The sequence below is a fragment of the Cloacibacterium caeni genome, from assembly GCF_907163125.1.
Taxonomy (GTDB): Bacteria; Bacteroidota; Bacteroidia; order Flavobacteriales; family Weeksellaceae; genus Cloacibacterium; species Cloacibacterium caeni_B.
In genome coordinates, this window is the sequence record NZ_OU015319.1 from 54,912 (window position 1) to 78,661 (window position 23,750).

Below are 23,750 nucleotides of genomic sequence, written 5' to 3' on the forward strand. Positions count from 1 at the left end.
TAAAATAGGCTCCCTTCAGGGTTGGGGACTACCTATTTTATTTTATCTACTCCAATAGCTATCTCGCAACTCGTATCAACAACTTTACAACTAAAGAATGCCGAAATTTTTCTTTCCCCTCTCTTCCTTCGACTCCGCTCAGGATGACAAGGGTGGAGAAATTTCTAACAAAGAAATAAAATAGGCTCCCTTTAGGGTTGGGGACTACCTATTTTATTTTGATTACTCCAAATAGCTATCTCGGATCTTTCATCACATCATCAAATCATCACATCATCACATCTCTTCTTTAGAATGAGTATAAAATGGATTCATTTTTTGAAAGGAAAGTAAATTTGTTATTAATTTGCAGTTTAAAAACGAGCAAGTTTTATAGAATTGTAAAACATAGCCCAAATAATTAACCATGAATTGGTACGCTATTTATACCAAACCAAGAAATGAAAAGAAAGTTGTAGCGAATATTCAATCGCTAGGAATAGAGGCGTATTGCCCTACTATTTCTGTGGTAAAACAATGGAGTGACCGAAAAAAAACGATTATCCAACCGCTATTATCTTCTTATGTTTTTGTAAAATTAGATGAAAAGGATAGGTCTCTGGTTTTTCAGGTTCCGGGAGTGGTGCGGTATCTTTTTTGGTTAGGAAAACCTGCAATTGTAAGAGAGCAGGAGATACAGGCGATGAAAGAATTACAAGAAGAAAAATACAAAAAAGTCTGTGTAACGGGGATGGCTCGAGGAGAAAAAATGACCATAAACGAAGGACTTTTCAAAGGGCAAACGGCAACTTTAATTGAAGAAAAAAATAATAAAACCATTTTAGTTTTAGACAGCTTAGGAACCACTTTGATTTTGGAAAAGTAAAAAAGAATGGGGGTGTCTTCAATACAAGCAAATAAAACAAGTGAACAAGAAAATTTATAATATGAGCAAAATATTAATCACAGGAGGGGCAGGTTTTATAGGGTCCAATTTATGTGAATACTTTTTAGGGAAAGGGCATCAAATCGTATGTCTAGATAATTTCGCAACAGGTCATAGACATAATATTACCCCATTTCTTGAGAATTCTAATTTTAGATTAATAGAAGGAGATATACGTGATATAGGCGTTTGTCATACTGCGGTTACAGGAGTAGATTATGTTTTGCATCAAGCTGCATTAGGCTCTGTGCCACGTTCTATAAAAGATCCTATCACTTCCAATGAAGTAAATGTTTCAGGCTTTCTAAATATGTTAGTGGCGGCTAGAGATGCTGGGGTGAAAAGATTTATTTATGCAGCAAGTTCTTCTACCTATGGAGATTCTGAAAGTTTACCAAAAGTAGAAGATAAAATAGGGAAACCCCTTTCGCCGTATGCCATTACTAAATATGTAAATGAACTATACGCGGAAATTTTTAGCAAAACATACGGTATTGAAACCATCGGTTTGAGGTACTTTAATGTTTTTGGAAGAAGACAAGATCCTAATGGTGCCTATGCAGCGGTTATTCCATTATTTGTAAAACAATTAATGAAAAAAGAATCTCCAGTAATCAATGGAGCGGGAGATTATTCTAGAGACTTCACGTATGTAGATAATGTGGTACAGATGAACGAACGAGCAATGTTAACCACCAATCCTAAAGCGGTAAATACAGTGTATAATACAGCAGTAGGAGATAGAACTACTTTGAATGATTTAGTGAAATATTTAAAAGAATACTTAAGTAAATATGATGCTGAAATCGCTGAGGTAGAGGTTGTTCATGGTCCGAACAGGCAGGGAGATATTCCGCATTCTTTGGCTTCGGTAGAAAAAGCAAAAGAGTTATTAGGGTATCAACCAACACATACTATTGGGGAAGGTTTAAAAGAGGCAGTAGATTGGTACTGGGAAAATTTAAAATAAAAAAGAATAAGTAGTACTTTTGCATGGTTTGCAAAATTTATTATATTTGACAAAATATAAGTTTAAAAAATAATAAAATTGATTAAAATATGTGATCTTTTAAATCAATTTCTAAAAAAAAAACTATAATAATCTATGCTCTTTAACTCTCTAGATTTTGCTATATTTCTACCAATAGTTTTTACATTGTATTGGTTTGTAACACAAAAAAGTTTAACTCTTCAGAATTTATTACTTTTATTAGCCAGTTATTTTTTTTATGCTTGTTGGGATTGGCGTTTCTTATTTCTTTTAATGTTTTCTACGTTTTTAGATTATTTTACTGGACTAAAGATGCAAGATGCAAAAAACACAGGTTTGAAAAAGTTCTGGTTTTGGCTGAGTATAATCGTAAATCTTGGGTTTCTAGGAATTTTTAAGTATTATAATTTTTTTGCTGAATCTTTCGCAGAGTCATTATCATACTTAGGGTTTAAAATTAATCCGGTAATGCTCAATATAATATTGCCAGTTGGTATTTCTTTTTATACTTTTCATGGGTTATCATATGTTATAGATATATATAAAAATAAAATTAAGGCAGAGCGAAATTTTGTTGATTATGCTGTTTTTGTAAGTTTTTTTCCATTATTAGTTGCGGGACCAATTGAAAGAGCTACGCATTTATTACCTCAGATAAAAAAACAGAGAACTTTTGATTATACAAAAGCGGTGGATGGTTTAAGACAAATTCTTTGGGGCTTATTTAAAAAGGTAGTAATTGCGGACAATTGTGCAGAACTGGCTAATCAAATTTTCAATAATTCTGCAGATTTACCAGGGAGTGTATTAGTATTAGGTGCTTTGTTGTTTACGTTTCAGATTTACGGAGACTTTTCAGGTTATTCTGATATAGCATTAGGAACTGCAAGGCTTTTCGGAATAGAATTATTAAGAAATTTTGCATTTCCATATTTTTCTAGAGATATTGCAGAATTCTGGAGAAGATGGCATATATCACTCTCATCATGGTTCAAAGACTATTTATATATACCATTAGGAGGAAGTAAAGGCGGGAATGGGATGCGTATTCGAAATACATTTATCATATTTATAGTTAGCGGTTTTTGGCACGGTGCTAATTGGACTTTTATAGTTTGGGGCGCTTTGAATGCTCTTTTTATTATGCCGTCCATCATAATGAAAACTAATAGAAATAATTTGGAAATAGTAGCGCAAGGAAAATTATTACCAACTTTAAAAGAGTTATTTCAAATGGTTATAACTTTTGGATTAACGGTTTTCGCTTGGATATTTTTTAGAGCCGAAGATATTACTCATGCAATATCATATATTTCAGGAATTTTTTCTAGATCACTTTTTTCATTGCCTTTAGGTAATTCTATACTAAATGGGGGAATTAATGTATATGTACTTTTAGGTTTAATTTTCTTCTTCTTTGTCATAGAATGGTTAGGTAGGGAAAATCAATATGCAATTGCAAAGCTAGAATTAAAGGTGAATAAAACGTTTCGTTATTTGCTTTATTACACTATTATTATTTTAATTTTCTGGTTTGGTGGTAAAGAACAAGAGTTTATTTATTTTCAATTTTAAATAATGAAGAAATTTTTAATTAAGTGTTCAATATTCCTATTGATAGGACTATTGATAGGTGAACTTGTAGTCAGAATATTCCATTTGAATACGGATGTCCCAAAAATGTATAAAAGTCAATCAGAACTCATTAAATTTTATCCAAATCAAAAAGGATATTGGCTGAAAGGAAGTCATAAATGGGTTGTTAATAAATATGGACAATTTGGATATGAACCTAAAAGACTAGATAATATATTCACAGTAATTGGAGATTCTTATATTTCGAATATAATGAATCCTCCAGAATGTCATCAAGCTAACTATTTGTCAAAAATTAATAAAGATTTTGATTTTTTTCCTTGTTCTAGAGATGGAGCATCTTTTATGGAGATGATGGAAATGAAGACTGAGTTAGATTCATTAAATCCTAATGGACATTTATTGTATGTGCACCATGGTGATTTTGTTGAAAGTATAAGAGATATCAAAGCTAAACAAAATACAACACAAGTAAACTTAATAAACGGAAAGAAATATTTTCCAGAGCTTAGTTCTAGCAAGTTAAAGGATTTATTATATAATTTTAAATTTGCATACTATATATATAGAAATTACATAGTTAAATCAAATAATTCAGTTAATAATAGAGACTCTCTTAAGTCAAAAGACTTAGATTATGGCTATTTGATGAAATTAATTTTATTTGTAAAAAAGAATTATGAGATTAAAAATGTTTATTTAATTTTTAGTCCAGATTCTGATGATAAATTAATTGACTTATTAAAGAACAATGGATTTAAAGTGATGAAATTACAATCATCAAATTACAAAGAATGGAAAATGGAACATGATTCTCACTGGAGTTGTCATGGGCATTCTGAAGCTGCTAAACAGGTTTCTGTTTTTTTGAAATCTTTACATTTAAATAAAAAATAGAAATTAGTTGTCACTGAATGCAAACTTAAAGAATCATACAGCTCAATTTTTTTTATTTTTTAATATTTTAGTAGAAATTAATAAAAATTTTGATTTTGAATTTTAAAAAAATGAAAGGTTGGTGTTTAATTATATTTACCATTTGTATGTTTATAGCATTTCTTCATGATTTTATAGTTTAGTGTTTTTACTACTCCATACCGTTTCCTAAAATCCACCGTTAAAAGAATAATTTTAATTTTTTTTATCTTTTAATGATTGCGTCTCGAATCTCGGCTCACACATTCACGACCCCACAAATTCGCATCTTTACTACTCTACGACTTTACACCTTCACAAATTCGCAAATTCACGATTCACATCCTCACATCCTCACATCCTCACATCCTCACATCTTATATCTCACATCTTTTCTTCAAAATTTTTTGTTATTTAAAAACATTTGAGTACTTTTGTTGTTCATTCAATAATATGTTAGACAGTATTATAACATCAAAAACACGATTGCGACTATTGGTAAAATTCTTTATCAATGCTGCTAATACAGGCTACCTGAGAGGTCTTGCTCAGGAGATGAATGAGAATACAAACGCGATCAGAAAAGAATTAAACAATCTGAGTGAAGCAGGCTTTATTATCAGAGAAGATACAGATAAAAAGGTAATGTATCATGCCAATACAGACCATCCTTTGTTTACTACTTTACAGCAATTAATCCAAAAATACGTCGGTATAGATTTTATTATTAGTCAAATTCTCGAAAGAATGGGAGATGTTTCTCGTATTTTTTTAGTGGGAGATTATGCTAAAGGAATAGATTCGGGAGTAATCGAGGTGATTATAGAAGGTCCTGCCTTGAACCAAAACTATATCGAAAATATAATACAAAGGATTAAAAAAGAAATAAAAAAAGAAGTCATCGTTTATAGTACTACAGAATATGTAGGAGATGGACTGTTGGTTTTTGAAAATAAATAAGAGATACTGTTTTTTTCAATGTTCTGAAAAATAGCTGTTGAAAATTACTCATACCGAGGTGAACTCATTTTAAATGGGACTCACAGGGCGAAGCCATAAAAAAGGAGTAAAGAAGATCCTCTTAAAAAATTCTAAATTCAAACAAGATTAACAACAAATAAAATACAAATGAACAAGATTGCCATCATCGGACTAGGCTATGTTGGGCTTCCTTTAGCAAGATTATTTGCAACCAAATTTCCAGTAGTAGGTTTTGATATTAACCAAAAGCGAATAGAAGAATTAAATGAAGGTAGAGATGTAACCCTAGAAGTAGAAGATGCTCTATTAAAACAGGTATTAGTAGATTCTAATCCTTTCAAAGGTCACACAAGCGGTTTATTTTGTACGGCTCATCTGGAAGAAATTAGAGAAGCCAATTATTATATCGTAACGGTGCCTACTCCTGTAGATAAACACAATAAACCAGATTTAACCCCTTTGTACAAAGCCTCAGAAACAGTAGGAAAAGTCCTGAAAAAAGGCGATGTGGTAATTTATGAATCTACAGTATATCCTGGAGCGACCGAGGAAGAATGTATTCCTGTTTTGGAAAAAGTATCGGGATTGAAATTTAATGTAGATTTTTTTGCAGGTTATTCTCCAGAGCGCATTAATCCAGGTGATAAAGAGCATACAGTAGAAAAAATCCTTAAAGTGACCTCTGGTTCTACTCCAGAAATAGGCGTAAAAGTAAATGAATTATATAAAACAGTAATTACAGCAGGCACGCATTTGGCACCAACGATTAAGGTAGCGGAAGCAGCGAAAGTGATTGAAAACTCACAACGAGATATTAATATTGCTTTTGTAAATGAGTTGGCTAAAATTTTTAATATTTTAGATATAGACACTCACGCTGTTTTGGAAGCGGCGGGGACAAAATGGAACTTTTTACCTTTTAGACCAGGTTTGGTTGGCGGACATTGTATTGGGGTAGATCCTTATTACTTAGCCCAAAAAGCACAAGAGCATGGTTACCATCCAGAAATTATTTTGGCAGGAAGAAGACTGAATGATTCTATGGGAGAATATGTAGCTGCTCAAGTAGTAAAACTAATGATTAAAAAAGGGATTACCGTAAAAGGAGCTCAATTATTATTATTGGGAATTACTTTCAAAGAAAATTGCCCAGATGTAAGAAATACCAAAATAGTAGATGTGGTAAAAGCATTAGAAGATTACGGCATTCAAGTAACTATTTTTGACCCATGGGCAAATCCTGCAGAAGTAAAACACGAATATAACCTTCCTTGTCATCCTGAGCTCATTGCAGGTGCTAAATATGATGCTATTGTCCTAGGAGTGGCACACAAAGAATTTTTAAACTTAGATTTAGAACTGCTAAAAAGAGAAAATGCAGTGGTGTATGATGTGAAAGGGATTTTAACAAATACAGATGGAAAATTATAATAAAAACAAATCAAATTTATATATATGTTAAACAATAAAACTGTTTTAATTACTGGTGGTACAGGTTCTTTAGGTAAAGCTTTAACTGCTCATATATTTAAGGAGTATCCAAGAATTAAAAAATTGATTATTCTATCGCGAGACGAACAAAAGCAATTTGTTATGGCGCAAGAATATCCTTCTGATAAATATCCTCAAATTCGTTTTTTTTTAGGAGATGTAAGAGATAAAGAACGAATGGTAAGAGCTTTTAGAGGGGTAGATTATGTAATTCATGCTGCAGCAATGAAACATGTTCATTTGGCTGAGTATAACCCAGATGAATGCATTAAAACAAATATAGGTGGTGCTCAAAATGTTATTCATGCTGCTTTAGAAACAGGTGTACAAAACGTAGTAGCACTATCAACAGATAAAGCTTGCGCACCAATAAATTTATATGGAGCAACAAAATTGACATCGGATAAATTATTTGTAGCAGCAAATAATATTAAAGGTTGGAATCCTATACGGTTTAGTGTTGTAAGATATGGAAACGTTATGGGATCTAATGGTTCTGTAATTCCTTTTTTTATTAAAAAAAGAAAAGAGGGAAAATTGCCAATAACTGATCCAACAATGACACGTTTTAATATTTCATTACAAGGAGGAGTAGATATGGTGATGCATGCCATGGAACATGCTTGGGGAGGTGAAATCTTTATTCCTAAAATACCTTCTTACAAAATTACAGATGTTGCGACTGCAATAGCTCCAGAATGTGAATTAGAAATTATAGGGATTCGTCCTGGTGAAAAAATTCATGAGGAAATGATTACATCTTCAGACTCTTTTTACACCTATGATCTAGGTAAATATTACACGATACTGCCTTCAGTACCAAATTTTAATGTTCAAGAATTTATAAAACATTTTAATGCAAAATTAGTACCAGCAGGATTTAACTATAATTCAGGAGATAATACAGAGTGGGAAACCGTAACAACTTTGCGACAATTAATAAAAGAACACGTAGACTCTAATTTTAAAGCATGATGGAAAATAAAGTAATTCCTTACGGTCGTCAAAATATCACACAAGAGGATATTGATATAGTAGTAGAAGCATTAAAATCTGATTATTTAACTCAAGGTCCAAAAATTCTGGAATTTGAAAATGCTTTTGCAAAATATGTAGGAAGTAAATATGCAGTTGCTGTAGCTAATGGTACAGCTGCATTGCATTTATGTACATTAGCTTTAGATGTTAAAAAAGGACAAAAAGTAATAACAACCCCAATCACTTTTGCAGCTTCTGCAAATTGTGTACGTTATTGTGATGGGGAGGTAATTTTTGCTGATATAGATCCAGAAACATATTTGCTTGATTTTGATTCGGTTAAAAGTATATTAGAAGCTTCTCCAATGGGGACTTATCAAGGGATAATACCTGTTGATTTTGCAGGGAGGGCTGTTGATTTAGAAAAGTTTAGAAAGTTAGCAGATGAATATAACCTTTGGATTATTGAAGATTCATGCCATGCTCCAGGTGGTTGTTTTATTGATGAAAAAGGTAATGAACAAAATTGTGGGAATGGTAATTTTGCAGATTTAGCCATTTTTTCATTTCATCCTGTAAAGCACATCGCATCAGGAGAAGGGGGGATGATTACTACCAATAATGAGGTCTTATATCAGAAGTTATTGATGTTAAGAACTCATGGCATTGTTAAATCGAATGAGTTATATACAAATAGTATTGAGTTTGCAGGGGGAAAAGACACTTATCCCTTATGGTATATGGAAATGCAAGAATTGGGTTTCAATTATAGATTAACTGATTTTCAAGCTGCTTTAGGTTTAAGTCAGTTAAAAAGAGCTGATGAAGGTCTTCAAAGAAGACGGGAAATTGCTAAAACCTATTATGAAGCTTTTAAAAATAAATCATTTATAAAAGGACAATCAGGTGTAGTTGAAGGACATGCTTATCACTTGTATATAATAGAAGTAGAAAATAGATTAGAGTTGTATAATTATTTAAGAACAAAAAATATTTTTGCTCAAATACATTATATTCCATGTCATTTGATGCCTTATTATAGAGAATTTGGATGGAAAGAAGGGGATATGCCTAAAGCTGAAAAATATTATAAGCATTGCATTAGTTTGCCTATGTACCCAAACTTAACTAAACAAGAACAAGAGTTCGTAATTGAAAATATAATTAAATTTTACTCATAAAATGAATTACATAATAGAAGTAGCTAATACTCATGGAGGAAATAAAGACTATGTAATGAGTCTTATTGATGAATTTAGTCTTTTTGAGGGGCACGGGATGAAATTTCAACCATTACATCCAGATAAAATTGCTACATCTGATTTTACATGGTATCCAGTTTATCAGGAACTTATGTTTTCTCCTAAAGAATGGAATGAGATTATTAAAAAAGCTGCAATAACTAAAAAAGTTTGGTTAGATTTGTTTGATACTTATGGAACACAAATTTTAGAAGAAAACTTACAACTGATTTTTGGAATTAAACTTCAAGCTTCTGTACTTTACAATGAACACGTTATTCAAGAATTAACCAAAATTGATTGCTCAGATAAAAAGTTAATTGTAAATATTAGTGCAATAGAAAAAGATGAAATCCAAGAACGATTAGATTATCTTCAGAATAATATTAATCCTGAAGAAATTTTGATAGAGGTAGGTTTTCAGTCTTATCCTACTGAGTTGGTAGATAGTGGATTGGTTAAATTGGGTTATCTAAAAGAACATTTTTCTAATCCTATTGTTTTTGCAGACCATATTGATGGTAAACTTGATGATGCAATTATTTTGCCATTAATAGCTAGTCTTAATGGAGCTAGTTATATAGAAAAACATGTTATGCATAGTTCACTTGAGACTAAATATGATTATTTTTCTTCTATAACCATTGACATATATACTAAACTCGTTGAAAAAATTAAAAATTATAAAGAGTTAGAAGGAAAATCATTTATTAATAAAAAGGAACAAACATATCTTATAAATAGTATTCAGAAGCCTATTGCTGCTCGAAATATTTCGAAAGGGAAAGGGATTTGTATGATTTCTGATTTAGAATATAGAAGGAGTAATCAAACAGGACTGTCAGCTCTTGAAATTAAAAATTTAATTTCAAATGGATATATTTTAGCTAGAAATGTTAAAAAAGGCGAAACATTTAAGAGAGAAGACTTTAAAAAGGCTGTTATTGCTGTTGTTATAGCAGGACGATTAAAATCTTCTCGTTTAAAAAGAAAAGCATTACTACCCATAGGGGAAATCACCTCGGTTGAAAAGTGTATTCAAAGTTGTCTAAAATTACCTGACACATCTTATACCATACTAGCAACTAGTATAGATGAAGAGGATTCCGAATTAGAACATTTTACATATTCGCCACAAGTGATATTTCACACTGGACATCCAGATGATGTTATCCAAAGATACTTAGATATTGTAAATAAATTAAATATTGATATTATTTATAGAGTAACCGCTGATATGCCATATGTTTCTGAAAAAGTCGCTGAAATTTTATTAAGAAAACACTTCTTGCAAGGTGCTGATTATACATCTGCAGTAGAAGCAGCGGTTGGTACGGCGCCCGAAGTAATAAATGTACAAGCACTACGTGAAGTCAAGCAACATTTTCCAAATGCAGATTATTCAGAATATATGACGTGGTATTTTCAAAATAACAAAGAGCATTTTAGAGTTAAATTGGTCGATTTGCCTAAAGATTTAATTCGAAATTATAGACTCACTCTAGATTATCAAGAAGATTTAGATCTTTTTAATAAGATACAATGTTATCTAGATGAAAAAAAACTTCCAGAAACTATTGAAAATATATTTGCCTATTTAGACGCAAATCCAGATATTGCTTCATTAAACAGTCATATTACTCTAAAATATAAAACAGATGCGGAGTTGATTGCTACATTAAATAGGGTTACAAAAATTACAAAAAATAGCTAGGCAATGATTTTTGATAAACTATATAATTTGTCACTTTATGGAGTTCAATTTTCTTCTATAAAGAATCTAATCGACTTATGCGGTGTAGACGATATAGTTAAGATTGATAAAAATACTGAATTGCATGATTTCAAAATAATACCTATTCAGGGAGAACCTAATTTAGACTTTGAGAGAAACATTTTAGAGGCTCACATTAAAAATTTTGATATTCATATTACCATCGCTGGTTCTGATATAATTGCTTTTTCAAATATTGATGATGAGTGTTATTTGCATAAAGATTATGATGTGGATAACGATTATGCCTTATATAAGTCAAACCAAATTAAAACTATAATTATTCCAGAGGGTTATTTTTGCATAATACCTAATCATTTTGCTCATATGGCAATGTATGGTATTTCTAATTCAGTTAAAAAAATAGTAATCAAAATACCTGCCTCGTAAAATGAATTTTTATAAAGCACTAAACAATCAAATTTTTACATCAGGAAAATATTCTTTAATTCCTATCCGATTTGAAGACAGTTATGCTATAATGCAATGGCGTAATGAACAAATTTATCACTTGCGTCAAAATAAACCGTTAACCATTGAAGATCAAGACTACTACTTTGAAAATGTAGTTTCTAAATTATTTGAACAAACGCAACCTAACCAAATATTATTTTCTTTTTTAGAAAATGAAATTTGTATTGGATACGGAGGTTTAGTGCATATTAATTGGATTGACCAAAATGCAGAGATTTCATTTATTATGAATACTGTTTTAGAAGAAAATCGATTTAATGAGATATGGACTGCTTATTTGAGTTTGATAGAAAAAGTTGCATTTCATGAATTGAAATTACACAAAATATTTACATATGCTTTTGATCTTAGACCTCATTTATACGAAGTTTTATTACATTCAAAATTTATTGAGGAAGCTAGGTTAAAAGAACATTGTTTTTTTAACGGTAAGTTTATAGATGTTTTAATTCATTCAAAGTTTAATAATCATATTGAACTTAGAAGAGCTGTTGATGGAGATGTAAATATTACTTTTGAATGGGCTTCAAATAAAGTTGTTCGTAAATATGCTATTCAAAAAGGGGAAATTCTGTATGAACCACATAAAAGATGGTTCTTAAATAAAATAAGTGCTAAAGATTGTATTTATTTTATCGCAGAATTGAATAAAACTCCAATTGGTTCAATTCGATTTGATATAAATAAAAATAACGAAGCATTATTAAGTTTTTTATTAGACCCAAAGTATCATGGTAAAGGTTTGGGTAAAAAAATATTAGAAAATGGTTGTAATGAACTAATAAAGCACATTGAAGTTTCTAAAATAACAGGTGTTGTACATATTGATAATATTTCCTCATTAAAAACTTTTAAATCATTGGGATTTAATCAAATATCTGAAATTGATTCCTTCATTACATTTGAAAAAAAATATAAATATGAAAATAGGTAATCTTGAAATAAATAGTGACTCAAAGATTTTTATTATTGCCGAACTTTCGGCGAATCACAATGGTAGTTTAGACACAGCTTTAGAAACTATTAGAGCTGCCAAACGTGCTGGTGCCGATTGTATAAAATTACAAACCTACACTGCAGAAACTATTACAATTGATTCAAGAAAAGATGATTTTTTAATTAAAGGGACCATTTGGGAAGGTCGTAATTTGCACGAATTATACCAAGAGGCATATACGCCTTGGGAGTGGCACCAAGCTTTGTTTGAAGAAGCGAAAAATCAAGGGTTGATTTGTTTTTCATCACCCTTTGACACTACAGCAGTAGACTTTCTTGAAAGTTTAAATGTTCCTGCTTACAAAATTGCATCCTTTGAGATCACAGATATTCCTTTGATTGAATATGTAGCCTCTAAAGGAAAACCTATAATATTATCTACTGGGATAGCGGAAATTGAAGATATTGAATTAGCTATAGATGCTTGTAAAAGAATGGGAAATCTTGATATTGCTTTGTTAAAATGTACCTCTAGCTATCCAGCCCCTATTGAAGAAGCTAATATGATTATGGTACAAGATTTAGCAACTCGTTTTGGAGTAATTTCAGGTTTGTCTGACCATACTATGGGAGCAACAGTTCCAGTAGTGGCTACTTGTTTTGGAGCCAAAATTATTGAAAAACATTTTATTTTAGATCGTGAAATAGGAGGACCAGATGCTTCCTTTTCTATGAATGAAGAAGAATTTACTGCTATGGTTAAGGCTATTCGTGAGGCAGAAAAAGCAATAGGAGTGGTAGATTATACCTTAACAGAAAAACAAGCTAAAGGTAAAGATTTTTCAAGATCACTTTATGTAGTACAAGATATTAAAGCTGGTGAAATTATTACAAAAGAGAATGTGCGTTCCATTAGACCTGGTTTTGGTCTTCATCCGAAATATTATAATGAGATTTTAGGAAAAAAAGCAATTGTTGACATTGAAAAAGGAAGTCGATTTGTTTTTCAATTGATTGAATCTTAAAATTTTAATACAACTCTAAAAACAATTAAATGAAATTAGTCAAGAAACTTTTATTAAAATATTTTGAAAATCTAGTTTATTTTTATAAACACTTACATTATCGATTATTTATAATGATATTTTTAGGTGTTATTGTAGGGGTTTTGGACGGTCTTGGTTTAGCTATGTTTATGCCTTTGTTAGAAATGGTAAATAATGTAAATAAGGCTACAGGATCGTCACTAGGAAAGCTTAGATTTTTAGTTCTTGGCATGGAAAGTGTTGGTTTATCTTTAAATCTTGTTTCAGTATTATTAGTAATGATATTCTTTTTTATATTTAAAGGATTAATAAAATTTTTTGCAAGTATTTATAATGCTACTCTTCGTAAATTTTTTATAAGTAAATTACGTAATCATTTACTTTATGCTTTTAACAAAATTTCATTCAAATATTTTGTTACTTCTGATATTGGTCGAATTCAAAATACAATGTCTGTTGAAATAGAAAGAGCTGCAGCAGCATTTTATAATTATGCAAACACCTTGCAAAATGCTGTAATGGTTGTTGTATATGTAGGTTTTGCTTTTTTTGTTGATATTAAATTTGCAATGTTAGTAACAATTGGAGGATTTTTATCCAATTTTTTGTATAAGACCATTTATAAAAGAACAAAAGGAACCTCTAGAAAGTTTACTAAAGATTCTCATTCTTATCAGGGGCAAATAATTCAATATGTTAGTAACTTTAAATATTTGAAAGCTACAGCATTATTAGATTTATATGGGAGTCGTCTACAAAAAAATATTATATCGATTGAAAAAAGTAGATTTCATATTGGAAAATTAAATGCAATACTTGAATCAGTTCGTGAACCCATTTTAATTATAGTAGTTGCTACGGTTATTTTAATTCAAACAACCCTTCTGAAATCTTCTCTAGGTCCAATATTAATTAGTTTATTGTTTTTTTATCGAGCATTATCATCTTTAATGAATCTGCAAAATTCATATAACAGATTTTTGGAATTGTCTGGCTCTTTAGATAATTTGATGAACTTCCAACAAGAAATTAACTTAGCAAAGCAACCAAATGGTTCTTTTTTATTAGAAAGTTTAAATGCTGGTTTTGAGCTGAATTCGGTATTTCTAAAATATGATAACTCTATAGTTCTAAAAAATATTAATCTTAATATAAATACCAATGAAACAATTGCTTTTGTTGGAGAAAGCGGAAGTGGGAAAACATCCCTGGTAAATATTTTGGCCGGATTAATACCAGTTGATGAGGGAACTTTTTATATAAATGGAATAGATTCTAAGACTCTTGATATTAAGTCGTATCAGTCTAAAATTGGTTATATTACGCAAGACCCTGTAATTTTTAATGATACTATTTTTAATAATGTCACTCTTTGGGCGGAACAGAATGAATTTAATTTAAAAAGATTTAATTCTGTTTTAGAAAAAGCGGCTATTGCTACTTTTGTAAAAGAGCAACCTTTAGGAGCTCAAACAATTCTCGGTAATGATGGTGTAAATTTGAGTGGAGGTCAAAAACAACGTATTTCAATAGCAAGAGAACTCTTTAAAAACATTAATGTATTAATAATGGATGAAGCTACTTCTGCATTAGATAGTGAAACGGAAAGAGCTATTCAGGAGAGTATAGATGCTCTTAAAGGGAACTATACAATTTTTATGGTGGCACATAGATTATCAACTATCCGAAATGCCGATAGAATAGTGGTGATGAATAAAGGCGAAATCCAGCAAACAGGCTCTTTTCAAGAACTTATCGAAACATCTCAAATATTCAAGAAAATGATTGAGATGCAAAAATTTTAAAACACATATAAAAAAAAATTAACTGGAATAAAGTTATAATTTAATTGAGAAAATTATGAGAATAGGTATAGGGAAAAAAATAACATCATTGTTTGGGTTAAAATATGAATTACTTCTTTTTGATTACAGAAATAGAAATCCGAGAGCGATTAAATTTCAAGAAGCATTTTTAAAAGATATTAAAACAGATGAATTTTATTATTCGTTTAACCATTTAAAAAAATTAGATTTCCCTAATAATTTATTTATTAAGAAAATTTTATTATTAGTTAAAGCAATATTTAAGGAGGAAGATTCTGAAGAAAATTTAATACTTTTATTAGAAAAACATCAGGAATACAATATTAAACTTACTAATGGACAATGGCTAGAACTATCGATGTATTTTTTAAGTATGGGATTGTTTGAAAGTGCTTATAAATCAAGACAAATTTCTTACAAATTCTTTAAATCTTTAAAAAATCGTATTGTTTATCAATTAAATTTCAACAAATTATTTCTTGCCTTATTATTTGATTCTTGTGATATTAATTTTTTTAAAGCAAAATTGAAAAATACTTCAAAAACTGATTTTTGGAAAAAACTTTTTTATGATTTTAAAGATTCCAAGCAATCTTTGGTTGATTCTGAGTTTAAGAATTTAATTCATAATAAAAGAATTGCAATAATTGGTCCGTTGGAGTTTAATCGAGATTATAGTTCCGAAATTGAAAAATATGATGTAATTATTGAGTTAAATGGATTAAAATCTAAAAGAGATAATATTGTTAAAAAATATCATGGTTTCCCTGATATTATATATTATAACAATAGTCAATTAGAAGAACAAAATAAAATTGATTTTGATGATGTTATTGATTCTGTGAAATTTGTAGTAATCAAAAATGAAAAGTATTATCACAAATTGATTAAAAAATGTAAAACAAGGGTTATGCCATCTACCACTATGCTAAACTGGAATGGGTCTTTTTCTATGATGGAAAATGTAGTTGCAGATGTATTGTTATTTAAACCAAAAGAAATTAAAATTTACGGAGTTAATCTTTATACTAGTTTTAATTATGATAAATCTTATGGGAATGAACCACCAGATAACCTAAAAACTATAACACTAAATTTTACAGTCCATGATATTTTTTCTCAGTATTCATTTATGCATAATCTATATAATTTAGGTTTAATTAATGGAGATGATGTATTTGAAGAAGTATTAAAATTAGGCTTACTTGAATATTCGAGAAAGATGAAAAAAACCTACCCTATCTTTTTGTTAAATCACTAATTTAATTGTTTTGGAAATTTTAAATTTAATTGGGAGAGTAAAACCATTACTCACAAACGACATTGCCTCTTTTGATAATGAGTTAAAAGATTTAGTTCAAAATAATAGATTTTTAGTTATTGGAGGTGCTGGTTCAATTGGACAAGCTGTTACGAAAGAAATATTTAAGCGCAATCCGAAAAAACTGCATGTGGTAGATATCAGTGAAAATAATTTGGTTGAGTTGGTGCGTGATATTAGAAGTTCTCTAGGTTATATTGATGGTGATTTTAGAACCTTTGCTTTAGATATTGCTTCACCTATTTATGATGCCTTCATCAAAGCTGATGGTGCTTATGATTATGTATTGAATTTATCGGCTTTGAAGCACGTTCGAAGTGAAAAAGATCCATTTACATTAATGAGAATGATTGAAGTAAATATCTTGAACACTTTAAAAACCATTCAACAAGCTAAAGATAAAGGCGTAAAAAAATATTTTTGTGTTTCTACAGATAAAGCGGCAAATCCTGTAAACATGATGGGAGCATCCAAACGAATAATGGAATTGTTTTTAATGAGAGAAAGTAAAACCATACCCATTTCAACCGCTCGTTTTGCCAATGTTGCTTTTTCTGATGGTTCCTTATTGCATGGATTCAATCAAAGAATTCAAAAAAGACAGCCCATAGTGGCACCCAATGATATTAAAAGATATTTTGTAACCCCTCAAGAATCTGGGGAATTATGCTTAATGTCTTGTTTGTTGGGGGAAAATAAAGATATCTTTTTTCCAAAATTAAGTGAAGAATTACACCTCATTACCTTTGCAGAAATTGCAGTAAAATATTTGAAAGAGTTAGGTTTCGAAGCACATGAATGCAGTAGTGAAGAAGAAGCAAGAACATTAATTAAAACCCTACCACAAGAAGGGAAATGGCCTTGTTTTTTTACAAATAGTGATACAACGGGGGAGAAAGACTTTGAAGAGTTTTTCATGGATGGAGAGGTATTGGATATGTCTCGTTTCCAAAACTTAGGAATTGTAAAAAGCAGTCTTTCTTATGAAGATGAAAATTTAGATCATTTTTTACAGAAGATAAGTCAAATGATGGCGGAACAAAAATGGGAAAAATCAGAAATAGTAGATTTATTTCATCAAATGATTCCAGATTTTAATCATAAAGAAACAGGTAAATATTTAGATGCTAAAATGTAATGGATTGTGGATGCGTCGATTTGTTTAGTCGTCTTAAAGCCTTAATAGATATTTAGAATGAGAATATATGGTTTTGAAAAACTTGAAGTATGGCACGATGCTAAAAATCTAGCTGTTTTAGTTTATCAAATGACTGATTCATTGCCCAATACAGAAAAATTTGGTCTAGTCAATCAAATTAGACGAGCCATTATTTCTGTTTCATCTAATATTGCTGAGGGATCTTCAAGAAGTACAAAAAAAGATCAGGCTCATTTTTACACAATGGCTTACAGCAGTATGATAGAAGTTTTAAGTCAACTCCTTATTTCTTATGAATTGGGGTATGTAAGTAAATCTAAATTAGTTGAAGTGAGACAAGAGATTGAAAAAGTGACTAATAAATTAAATGCACTGAGAAATTCTTTAAATTTATAATTAACCATTTTGCCGATAGGTATGTTGTAGATTCGAATTAACGACTCAACATCTCGACAAATAAACAAAAAAAATAAAGTGAGTTACTTTCAAAACAGTATAGATTTCATTCGAGAAAAATTTGCCTCCAACGAGTTTATTCCCTTGCACGCTCCTGTGTTTTCAGGAAACGAGAAAAAATATGTTTTAGATACATTAGATTCTACTTTTGTTTCATCAGTAGGTGCTTATGTAGATCAAGCAGAACAAGTAATGGCTCAAATAAGTCAAACACAAAAAGCAGTAGCCGTAGTAAATGGAACCTCAGGTTTGCAAATAGCATTACAATTAGCAGGAGTACAAAGAGGCGATGAAGTGATTACTCAAGCCCTAACTTTTGTAGCCACTGCAAACGCCATTCATTATACGGGTGCAGAACCTATATTTATTGATGTAGACCTTGATACAATGGGGTTATCTCCTAAGGCAGTAGAAGAATTTTTACAGGAATTCGGGGAAAAAAGAGAAAATGGAACTTATAATAAAAAAACAGGTAAGAGAATAGCGGCTTGCGTTCCCATGCATACTTTTGGTTTTCCTGTTCATCTGGAAGCGTTACTTCGCGTATGTGAGGAGTGGAATATCCCAATCGTTGAAGACGCAGCAGAATCTTTAGGAAGTTATTACAAAGGAAAGCACACCGGTTCATTCGGTAAATTAGGGGTGTTTTCATTTAATGGAAACAAAATAGTTACTTGCGGTGGTGGTGGTATGATTGTTACCCAAGACGAAGAATTAGGGCAACTAGGAAAACACTTGACAACAACGGCTAAAGTGCCCCATCCGTACGAATATGTACATGATCAGGTAGGATATAATTTTAGAATGCCTAATTTGAATGCAGCTTTAATTTGTGCTCAATTGGAACAATTAGAAATGTTCTTAGCCAATAAAAGAGCATTAGCAATAGAATATGCCACTTTTTTTGAAGGGCAAGGAATGAAATTTAGAAAGGAATTAGAACATACAAAAGCCAATTATTGGCTCATGTGTATAGAATTAGAGAATAGTAAAGAACGCAATGCATTTTTGAAGTTATCTAATGAAAATAAAGTAATGACTAGACCCATTTGGCAACTGATGTATCGTTTGTCTATGTATCAACACTGTTATAGAGATGCACAAAAAAATGCGGAGTATTTAGAAGAAAGAATTGTAAATATACCAAGTAGTGTTAGAGGATAAAAAAGTATTTATTTTTGGCTATTCCGGTCATGCGTATGTCATCATCGAATCTTTGATAGAAATGGGCTATTCTATTGAAGGGTATTTTGATTTTGAAGAAGCGACCGTTAATCCTTACGGGCTTACTTATTATGGTTTTGAAAAAAAAGTAGCGGTTCAAGAAATTGTTAAAAATAGCTTGGTTTTTCCAACCGTTGGGGATAATGTAATTAGAAAAAAGTTAGTACATTTTTTTGAAGAATTAAGGCTCAATCAATTTACAGTGATTGATAAAAGCGCAAATGTTTCAAAAACAGCCCAAATAGGATATTCTACTTACATTGGAAAAAATACAGCAATTAATGCACAAGCTAAAATTGGAAATGGAGTTATAGTGAATACAGGTGCCATTATAGAGCATGAGTGCCATGTTAATGATTTTGTACATGTAGCCCCAGCTAGTGTTTTGTGTGGAAATGTCACTGTAAATAAAAATGTTTTTATTGGTGCTAACACTGTAGTTAAAAACAATATTAGCATTCATGAAGAGGTAACTATTGGCGCTGGTGCAGTAGTAGTAAAATCAATTGTTGAAAAAGGAATATGGGTAGGAAATCCCACTAGAAAAAATGAAATTAAATAACGTTTTAATAATTGCAGAAGCAGGTGTAAATCACAATGGTGAATTGCAAAAAGCCATCGAATTAATTGATGCAGCAGCTCATGCTAAAGCAGATTATGTCAAATTTCAAACTTTTAAAGCCGAAAAAATTGTAAATCCAACTGCTAAAAAGGCACAATATCAAGTGACTAATATGCAAGGAGAAGGAGATACACAATTTGAAATGCTTAAAAAACTAGAAATGGGAGACGATTGGTATCCTATTTTAATACAAAGATGTCAAGAAAAAGGAATACATTTTTTATCCACAGGATTTGATCAGGATAGTATTGATTTTTTGAACGATTTCGAAATTCCCTTTTATAAAATTCCTTCAGGCGAAATCACCAATAAACCCTATTTACAACATATCGCTAGAAAAGGGAAAGATATCATTCTTTCAACAGGAATGGCAGATTTAAAAGAGGTAAAAGAAGCTATCGAAGTAATAGAAGCAGAAGGAATAACAAGAAATAGAATTACCGTACTTCACTGTAATACAGAATATCCTACGCCAATGCAAGATGTCAATTTGCTAGCTATGAATCAAATGGCTGAAAAATTGGGCGTACAAATAGGTTATTCAGACCATACCCTAGGTATTGAAGTGCCTATTGCCGCAGTTGCATTGGGCGCAAAAGTAATCGAAAAGCATTTTACATTAGATAGAAATCTTCCAGGTCCTGACCATGCCGCTTCTTTAGAACCAGCTGAATTAAAGGAAATGGTGAAAACGATTCGTAATATTGAATTAGCGATTTCGGGTAGTGGAATAAAGGAACCTAGTGCGAGCGAAAATAAAAACCGAGCTATTGCCCGTAAGAGTCTTCATTTAAGAGAAGATTTAAAGAAAGATACGGTTTTGCAAGCGCATCATTTAATGGCATTGAGACCCGGTGATGGAATTTCGCCAATGGATATAGATCAAGTAATTGGCAAAAAAATAATTGAAGATAAACCCCAAGGTGTAAAATTAACATGGGAGGATATAAGATGATTAGAGTTGGTGTTTTAACAAGTTCCCGAGCAGATTTTGGTATTTATTTACCTTTACTTAAGGCGTTACAAAAAGAGGAAGCATTCCATCTTGAATTAATTGTTTTTGGAACGCACCTTTCCAAGTTTCATGGTTACACGGTGGAGCAAATTGAAAGAGAAGGATTTAAAATAGCAAAAAGAATAGAATCTCTTCTCTTAGGAGATACACCAAGTGCCATAGCTTCCGCCTATGGACTTACGGCACTTAAGTTTGCTGAGTATTGGCAGGAAAATGAACAAAGTTTTGATGTTGTTTTTGCATTAGGCGATCGATTTGAAATGGCTGCTGCGGTGACTGCAAGTATTCCGTTTGGTATAAAAATAGCGCATTTGCACGGTGGAGAAACAACGTTAGGAGCCATTGACAATATTTACAGGCATAGTATTAGTTTAGCAAGTCAATTACACTTTGTGGCAGCGGAGCCATTCGCTAAAAGATTAAAACAACTCTTAGATGATGAAAAAGCATCCATATACAATGTGGGTTCCTTGAGTTTAGAGAATTTAAAGAACATTGATTTTTTATCCGTAGAAGCGTTTAAAAACAAGTGGCAAATTGATTTAAATATAAAAACAATATTGGTTACTGTGCATCCTGAAACGGTAGCTTATCAAAAGAATTTAGCATATTGTGAAGAAACCATAAAAGCGCTGGAACAATTAGCAAATGAATTCCAAATCGTAATCACCATGCCAAATGCAGATACGGCGGGTATGGTATTTAGAGAAGCTTTTGAAACACTAGCCAAGAAACAGCAATCTATTAAAATAATTGAAAATTTTGGTACCCAATCGTATTTCACCTGTATGAAGTATGCCAAACTAATGGTAGGCAATACATCAAGTGGAATAGTAGAAGCAGCGAGTTTCCAAAAATATGTACTTAATCTAGGAGATAGACAAAAAGATAGGTTATGTGGTGAAAATGTAATACATGTACCTTTTAACCACGATTTAATTGTAAAAAACACACTGGAGTATACAGCAAAAGTATACAACGGGGAGAATATTTACTTTAAGTCCAATCCATCGGAAACAATAATTCAAATTTTAAAGAAGGAATATGCATCCATATCATAAACATCTTGCACATATTGACACGTCTATTCGTCAAGCACTTGAAATATTAGATAAACTGGCTTCAGACGCCATACTTTTTTTGGTGGATGATGAAAACAAGTTGTTAGGTTCCTTAACAGACGGCGATTTAAGAAGAGGATTTATAAAAGGTTTAGCTTTTGAGGATCATTTGTCAAAATTCATTCAGCCTAATCCTAAGTTCATTCAACAAGGGAAATATAATTTAAAGGAGATTATTGCATTACGAGAGAAGTTTTTTACCATATTTCCAGTGGTAGATGCACAGATGAAAATTATCAATGTAGTTAATTTTAGGCATCAAAAATCGTATCTTCCTGTAGATGCATTAATCATGGCAGGTGGGAGAGGAGAGCGTTTAAAGCCTCTCACAGACAACACCCCAAAACCATTATTAAAAGTGGGAGATAAGCCTATTATTGAGCATAATATAGATCGTTTGAACACCTATGGCATAGATGATATTTGGATTTCTGTTCGTTATCTAGGAAATCAGCTTGTTGATTATTTTAAAGATGGAAGCGAAAAAGCTTTGCGTATCAATTATGTTTGGGAAGAAAATGCTTTGGGAACGGCTGGTGCATTAGCATTAGTAGATGGTTTTATACATGATCATGTATTGATGATGAATTCTGATTTATTGACCAACATTGATTTTGAAGATTTATTTTTGTTTTTCGAAGAGCACGAAGCAGATTTGGCGGTAGCTTGTATCCCTTATCAAGTAAATGTTCCTTATGCCGTAATGGAAACTAAAGATAAAACAGTTACGGGCTTTAAAGAAAAACCTACTTATACCCATTATTCTAATGCAGGAATTTATTTAATGAAGAAAGAAGTAATCCATAAAGTGCCTAAAAATGAAACTTTCAATGCTACAGATTTAATGGAAAAGTTGATTCAGGGAGGTAAAAAAGTAGTAGCTTATCCATTGGTAGGTTATTGGTTAGACATTGGTAAGCATGAGGATTATGAGAAAGCACAACATGATATTAAGCAACTGAAATTCTAAATGAAGCCACTAATTGTAATTCCTGCAAGGGGAGGTTCTAAAGGAGTTCCTAGAAAAAATATAAAAGTATTAGGAGATAAGCCTTTAATACAATATACCATTGATGCAGCAAAAGGTGTTTTTGATGACGAATTCATTTGTGTATCTACTGACGATTTCGAAATTAAATCTGTAGTAGAGCAATTAGGGTTGAAAGTTCCATTTTTGCGACCTAATGAATTAGCATCAGACACGGCGGGTACTTACGAGGTATTGCTTCATGCTATTTCGTACTATGAATCTAAAGGGTATTTTCCAGATACACTCATTCTTTTACAACCTACCTCACCGTTTAGAACGAGTGCACATATTAAAGAGGCACTAAAATTATACCATGAATCAATAGACATGGTGGTAAGTGTAAAGGAAACAAAGGCTAATCCCTATTATATCCTTTTTGAGGAAGATCGTAATGGCTACTTAAAAAAGACTAAAGAAGCTAATTTTACGAGAAGACAAGATTGTCCGAAAGTTTGGGAATACAATGGTGCTATTTATATCATCAATGTAAAAGCATTAAAAGAGCGCGCAATTAGCCAATTTACTAAAGTTTGTAAATTTGAAATGGATGAAACATCATCTCACGATATTGATACACTTTTGGATTGGAAAATAGCCGAAATTATTTTACAAGATTTTAAAAAATAAT

22 protein-coding genes are annotated in these 23,750 nt (G+C 31.3%); all 22 read left to right on the forward strand.

What is annotated here, in order from left to right; genetic code table 11:
• Window positions 1-406: 406 nt before the first annotated feature.
• The 22 genes from KKQ79_RS00275 (at window position 407) to KKQ79_RS00380 (ending at window position 23,749) form a co-directional block, all read left to right on the forward strand.
• Window positions 407-865, forward strand: coding sequence for a UpxY family transcription antiterminator (locus KKQ79_RS00275; protein ID WP_213188464.1), 459 nt, complete (start codon window positions 407-409; stop codon window positions 863-865).
• Between the two features lie 61 nt (window positions 866-926).
• Window positions 927-1,895, forward strand: a complete 969-nt coding sequence (locus tag KKQ79_RS00280) for an SDR family oxidoreductase (protein ID WP_213188465.1) — start codon at window positions 927-929, stop codon at window positions 1,893-1,895.
• A gap of 135 nt (window positions 1,896-2,030) precedes the next feature.
• Entirely contained in the window at window positions 2,031-3,491 is a 1,461-nt protein-coding gene (locus KKQ79_RS00285) for an MBOAT family O-acyltransferase (RefSeq protein ID WP_213188466.1), read from the forward strand.
• 105 nt (window positions 3,492-3,596) lie between these two features.
• Complete coding sequence (locus tag KKQ79_RS00290; RefSeq protein WP_213188467.1) at window positions 3,597-4,409, forward strand: hypothetical protein; 813 nt, start codon at window positions 3,597-3,599, stop codon at window positions 4,407-4,409.
• A 471-nt stretch (window positions 4,410-4,880) separates the two neighbouring features.
• Window positions 4,881-5,387, forward strand: a complete 507-nt coding sequence (locus KKQ79_RS00295; RefSeq protein WP_213188468.1) for an ArsR family transcriptional regulator — start codon at window positions 4,881-4,883, stop codon at window positions 5,385-5,387.
• 168 nt (window positions 5,388-5,555) lie between these two features.
• Window positions 5,556-6,839 (forward strand): nucleotide sugar dehydrogenase, encoded by a 1,284-nt coding sequence (locus KKQ79_RS00300; protein ID WP_213188469.1) that lies wholly within the window; start codon window positions 5,556-5,558, stop codon window positions 6,837-6,839.
• A gap of 24 nt (window positions 6,840-6,863) precedes the next feature.
• Complete coding sequence (gene pseB / locus KKQ79_RS00305) at window positions 6,864-7,874, forward strand: UDP-N-acetylglucosamine 4,6-dehydratase (inverting) (RefSeq protein WP_213188470.1); 1,011 nt, start codon at window positions 6,864-6,866, stop codon at window positions 7,872-7,874.
• The gene (gene pseC, locus KKQ79_RS00310; RefSeq protein ID WP_250131152.1) at window positions 7,871-9,058 is read left to right on the forward strand and encodes a UDP-4-amino-4,6-dideoxy-N-acetyl-beta-L-altrosamine transaminase; all 1,188 of its coding nucleotides are present in this window, start codon (window positions 7,871-7,873) and stop codon (window positions 9,056-9,058) included. Before pseB ends, pseC begins: the two co-directional genes overlap by 4 nt.
• Window position 9,059: 1 nt before the next feature.
• Window positions 9,060-10,832 (forward strand): cytidylyltransferase domain-containing protein, encoded by a 1,773-nt coding sequence (locus KKQ79_RS00315; protein ID WP_213188471.1) that lies wholly within the window; start codon window positions 9,060-9,062, stop codon window positions 10,830-10,832.
• Between the two features lie 3 nt (window positions 10,833-10,835).
• Window positions 10,836-11,282: a YhcH/YjgK/YiaL family protein gene (locus KKQ79_RS00320; protein ID WP_213188472.1), complete on the forward strand. Its 447-nt coding sequence runs from the start codon at window positions 10,836-10,838 to the stop codon at window positions 11,280-11,282.
• A 1-nt stretch (window position 11,283) separates the two neighbouring features.
• Complete coding sequence (locus KKQ79_RS00325; protein ID WP_213188473.1) at window positions 11,284-12,300, forward strand: GNAT family N-acetyltransferase; 1,017 nt, start codon at window positions 11,284-11,286, stop codon at window positions 12,298-12,300.
• Window positions 12,287-13,327 (forward strand): pseudaminic acid synthase, encoded by a 1,041-nt coding sequence (gene pseI / locus KKQ79_RS00330; RefSeq protein WP_213188474.1) that lies wholly within the window; start codon window positions 12,287-12,289, stop codon window positions 13,325-13,327. The genes KKQ79_RS00325 and pseI overlap by 14 nt, the downstream gene beginning before the upstream one ends.
• Window positions 13,328-13,356: 29 nt before the next feature.
• Window positions 13,357-15,153, forward strand: coding sequence for an ABC transporter ATP-binding protein (locus tag KKQ79_RS00335; RefSeq protein ID WP_250131153.1), 1,797 nt, complete (start codon window positions 13,357-13,359; stop codon window positions 15,151-15,153).
• A gap of 55 nt (window positions 15,154-15,208) precedes the next feature.
• Window positions 15,209-16,435, forward strand: coding sequence for a hypothetical protein (locus KKQ79_RS00340; RefSeq protein ID WP_213188475.1), 1,227 nt, complete (start codon window positions 15,209-15,211; stop codon window positions 16,433-16,435).
• Window positions 16,436-16,445: 10 nt separating this feature from the next.
• Window positions 16,446-17,633: a UDP-N-acetylglucosamine 4,6-dehydratase gene (locus KKQ79_RS00345; protein ID WP_213188476.1), complete on the forward strand. Its 1,188-nt coding sequence runs from the start codon at window positions 16,446-16,448 to the stop codon at window positions 17,631-17,633.
• Window positions 17,634-17,690: 57 nt separating this feature from the next.
• Window positions 17,691-18,050 carry a four helix bundle protein gene (locus KKQ79_RS00350; protein ID WP_213188477.1) on the forward strand — a complete coding sequence of 120 codons (360 nt, stop codon included), beginning with the start codon at window positions 17,691-17,693 and terminating at the stop codon, window positions 18,048-18,050.
• 78 nt (window positions 18,051-18,128) lie between these two features.
• Entirely contained in the window at window positions 18,129-19,274 is a 1,146-nt protein-coding gene (locus KKQ79_RS00355) for a LegC family aminotransferase (RefSeq protein WP_213188478.1), read from the forward strand.
• Window positions 19,261-19,896 carry an acetyltransferase gene (locus tag KKQ79_RS00360; RefSeq protein WP_213188479.1) on the forward strand — a complete coding sequence of 212 codons (636 nt, stop codon included), beginning with the start codon at window positions 19,261-19,263 and terminating at the stop codon, window positions 19,894-19,896. Before KKQ79_RS00355 ends, KKQ79_RS00360 begins: the two co-directional genes overlap by 14 nt.
• Window positions 19,883-20,911: an N-acetylneuraminate synthase gene (gene neuB, locus KKQ79_RS00365; protein WP_213188480.1), complete on the forward strand. Its 1,029-nt coding sequence runs from the start codon at window positions 19,883-19,885 to the stop codon at window positions 20,909-20,911. The genes KKQ79_RS00360 and neuB overlap by 14 nt, the downstream gene beginning before the upstream one ends.
• Window positions 20,893-22,032: a UDP-N-acetylglucosamine 2-epimerase gene (gene neuC / locus KKQ79_RS00370; RefSeq protein ID WP_250131154.1), complete on the forward strand. Its 1,140-nt coding sequence runs from the start codon at window positions 20,893-20,895 to the stop codon at window positions 22,030-22,032. Before neuB ends, neuC begins: the two co-directional genes overlap by 19 nt.
• Window positions 22,016-23,062, forward strand: a complete 1,047-nt coding sequence (locus KKQ79_RS00375) for a nucleotidyltransferase family protein (protein WP_213188481.1) — start codon at window positions 22,016-22,018, stop codon at window positions 23,060-23,062. Before neuC ends, KKQ79_RS00375 begins: the two co-directional genes overlap by 17 nt.
• Entirely contained in the window at window positions 23,063-23,749 is a 687-nt protein-coding gene (locus KKQ79_RS00380) for an acylneuraminate cytidylyltransferase family protein (protein ID WP_213188482.1), read from the forward strand.
• The last annotated feature ends 1 nt before the right edge of the window (window position 23,750 follow it).

What these genes read in the sequence shown, in the direction of transcription:
- KKQ79_RS00275 (WP_213188464.1), top strand. Translation starts at nt 407, where the DNA reads ATGAATTGGTACGCTATTTATACCAAACCAAGAAATGAAAAGAAAGTT.
- KKQ79_RS00280 (WP_213188465.1), top strand. Translation starts at nt 927, where the DNA reads ATGAGCAAAATATTAATCACAGGAGGGGCAGGTTTTATAGGGTCCAAT.
- KKQ79_RS00285 (WP_213188466.1), top strand. Translation starts at nt 2,031, where the DNA reads ATGCTCTTTAACTCTCTAGATTTTGCTATATTTCTACCAATAGTTTTT.
- KKQ79_RS00290 (WP_213188467.1), top strand. Translation starts at nt 3,597, where the DNA reads ATGTATAAAAGTCAATCAGAACTCATTAAATTTTATCCAAATCAAAAA.
- KKQ79_RS00295 (WP_213188468.1), top strand. Translation starts at nt 4,881, where the DNA reads ATGTTAGACAGTATTATAACATCAAAAACACGATTGCGACTATTGGTA.
- KKQ79_RS00300 (WP_213188469.1), top strand. Translation starts at nt 5,556, where the DNA reads ATGAACAAGATTGCCATCATCGGACTAGGCTATGTTGGGCTTCCTTTA.
- pseB (WP_213188470.1), top strand. Translation starts at nt 6,864, where the DNA reads ATGTTAAACAATAAAACTGTTTTAATTACTGGTGGTACAGGTTCTTTA.
- pseC (WP_250131152.1), top strand. Translation starts at nt 7,871, where the DNA reads ATGATGGAAAATAAAGTAATTCCTTACGGTCGTCAAAATATCACACAA.
- KKQ79_RS00315 (WP_213188471.1), top strand. Translation starts at nt 9,060, where the DNA reads ATGAATTACATAATAGAAGTAGCTAATACTCATGGAGGAAATAAAGAC.
- KKQ79_RS00320 (WP_213188472.1), top strand. Translation starts at nt 10,836, where the DNA reads ATGATTTTTGATAAACTATATAATTTGTCACTTTATGGAGTTCAATTT.
- KKQ79_RS00325 (WP_213188473.1), top strand. Translation starts at nt 11,284, where the DNA reads ATGAATTTTTATAAAGCACTAAACAATCAAATTTTTACATCAGGAAAA.
- pseI (WP_213188474.1), top strand. Translation starts at nt 12,287, where the DNA reads ATGAAAATAGGTAATCTTGAAATAAATAGTGACTCAAAGATTTTTATT.
- KKQ79_RS00335 (WP_250131153.1), top strand. Translation starts at nt 13,357, where the DNA reads ATGAAATTAGTCAAGAAACTTTTATTAAAATATTTTGAAAATCTAGTT.
- KKQ79_RS00340 (WP_213188475.1), top strand. Translation starts at nt 15,209, where the DNA reads ATGAGAATAGGTATAGGGAAAAAAATAACATCATTGTTTGGGTTAAAA.
- KKQ79_RS00350 (WP_213188477.1), top strand. Translation starts at nt 17,691, where the DNA reads ATGAGAATATATGGTTTTGAAAAACTTGAAGTATGGCACGATGCTAAA.
- neuB (WP_213188480.1), top strand. Translation starts at nt 19,883, where the DNA reads ATGAAATTAAATAACGTTTTAATAATTGCAGAAGCAGGTGTAAATCAC.
- neuC (WP_250131154.1), top strand. Translation starts at nt 20,893, where the DNA reads ATGGGAGGATATAAGATGATTAGAGTTGGTGTTTTAACAAGTTCCCGA.
- KKQ79_RS00375 (WP_213188481.1), top strand. Translation starts at nt 22,016, where the DNA reads ATGCATCCATATCATAAACATCTTGCACATATTGACACGTCTATTCGT.
- KKQ79_RS00380 (WP_213188482.1), top strand. Translation starts at nt 23,063, where the DNA reads ATGAAGCCACTAATTGTAATTCCTGCAAGGGGAGGTTCTAAAGGAGTT.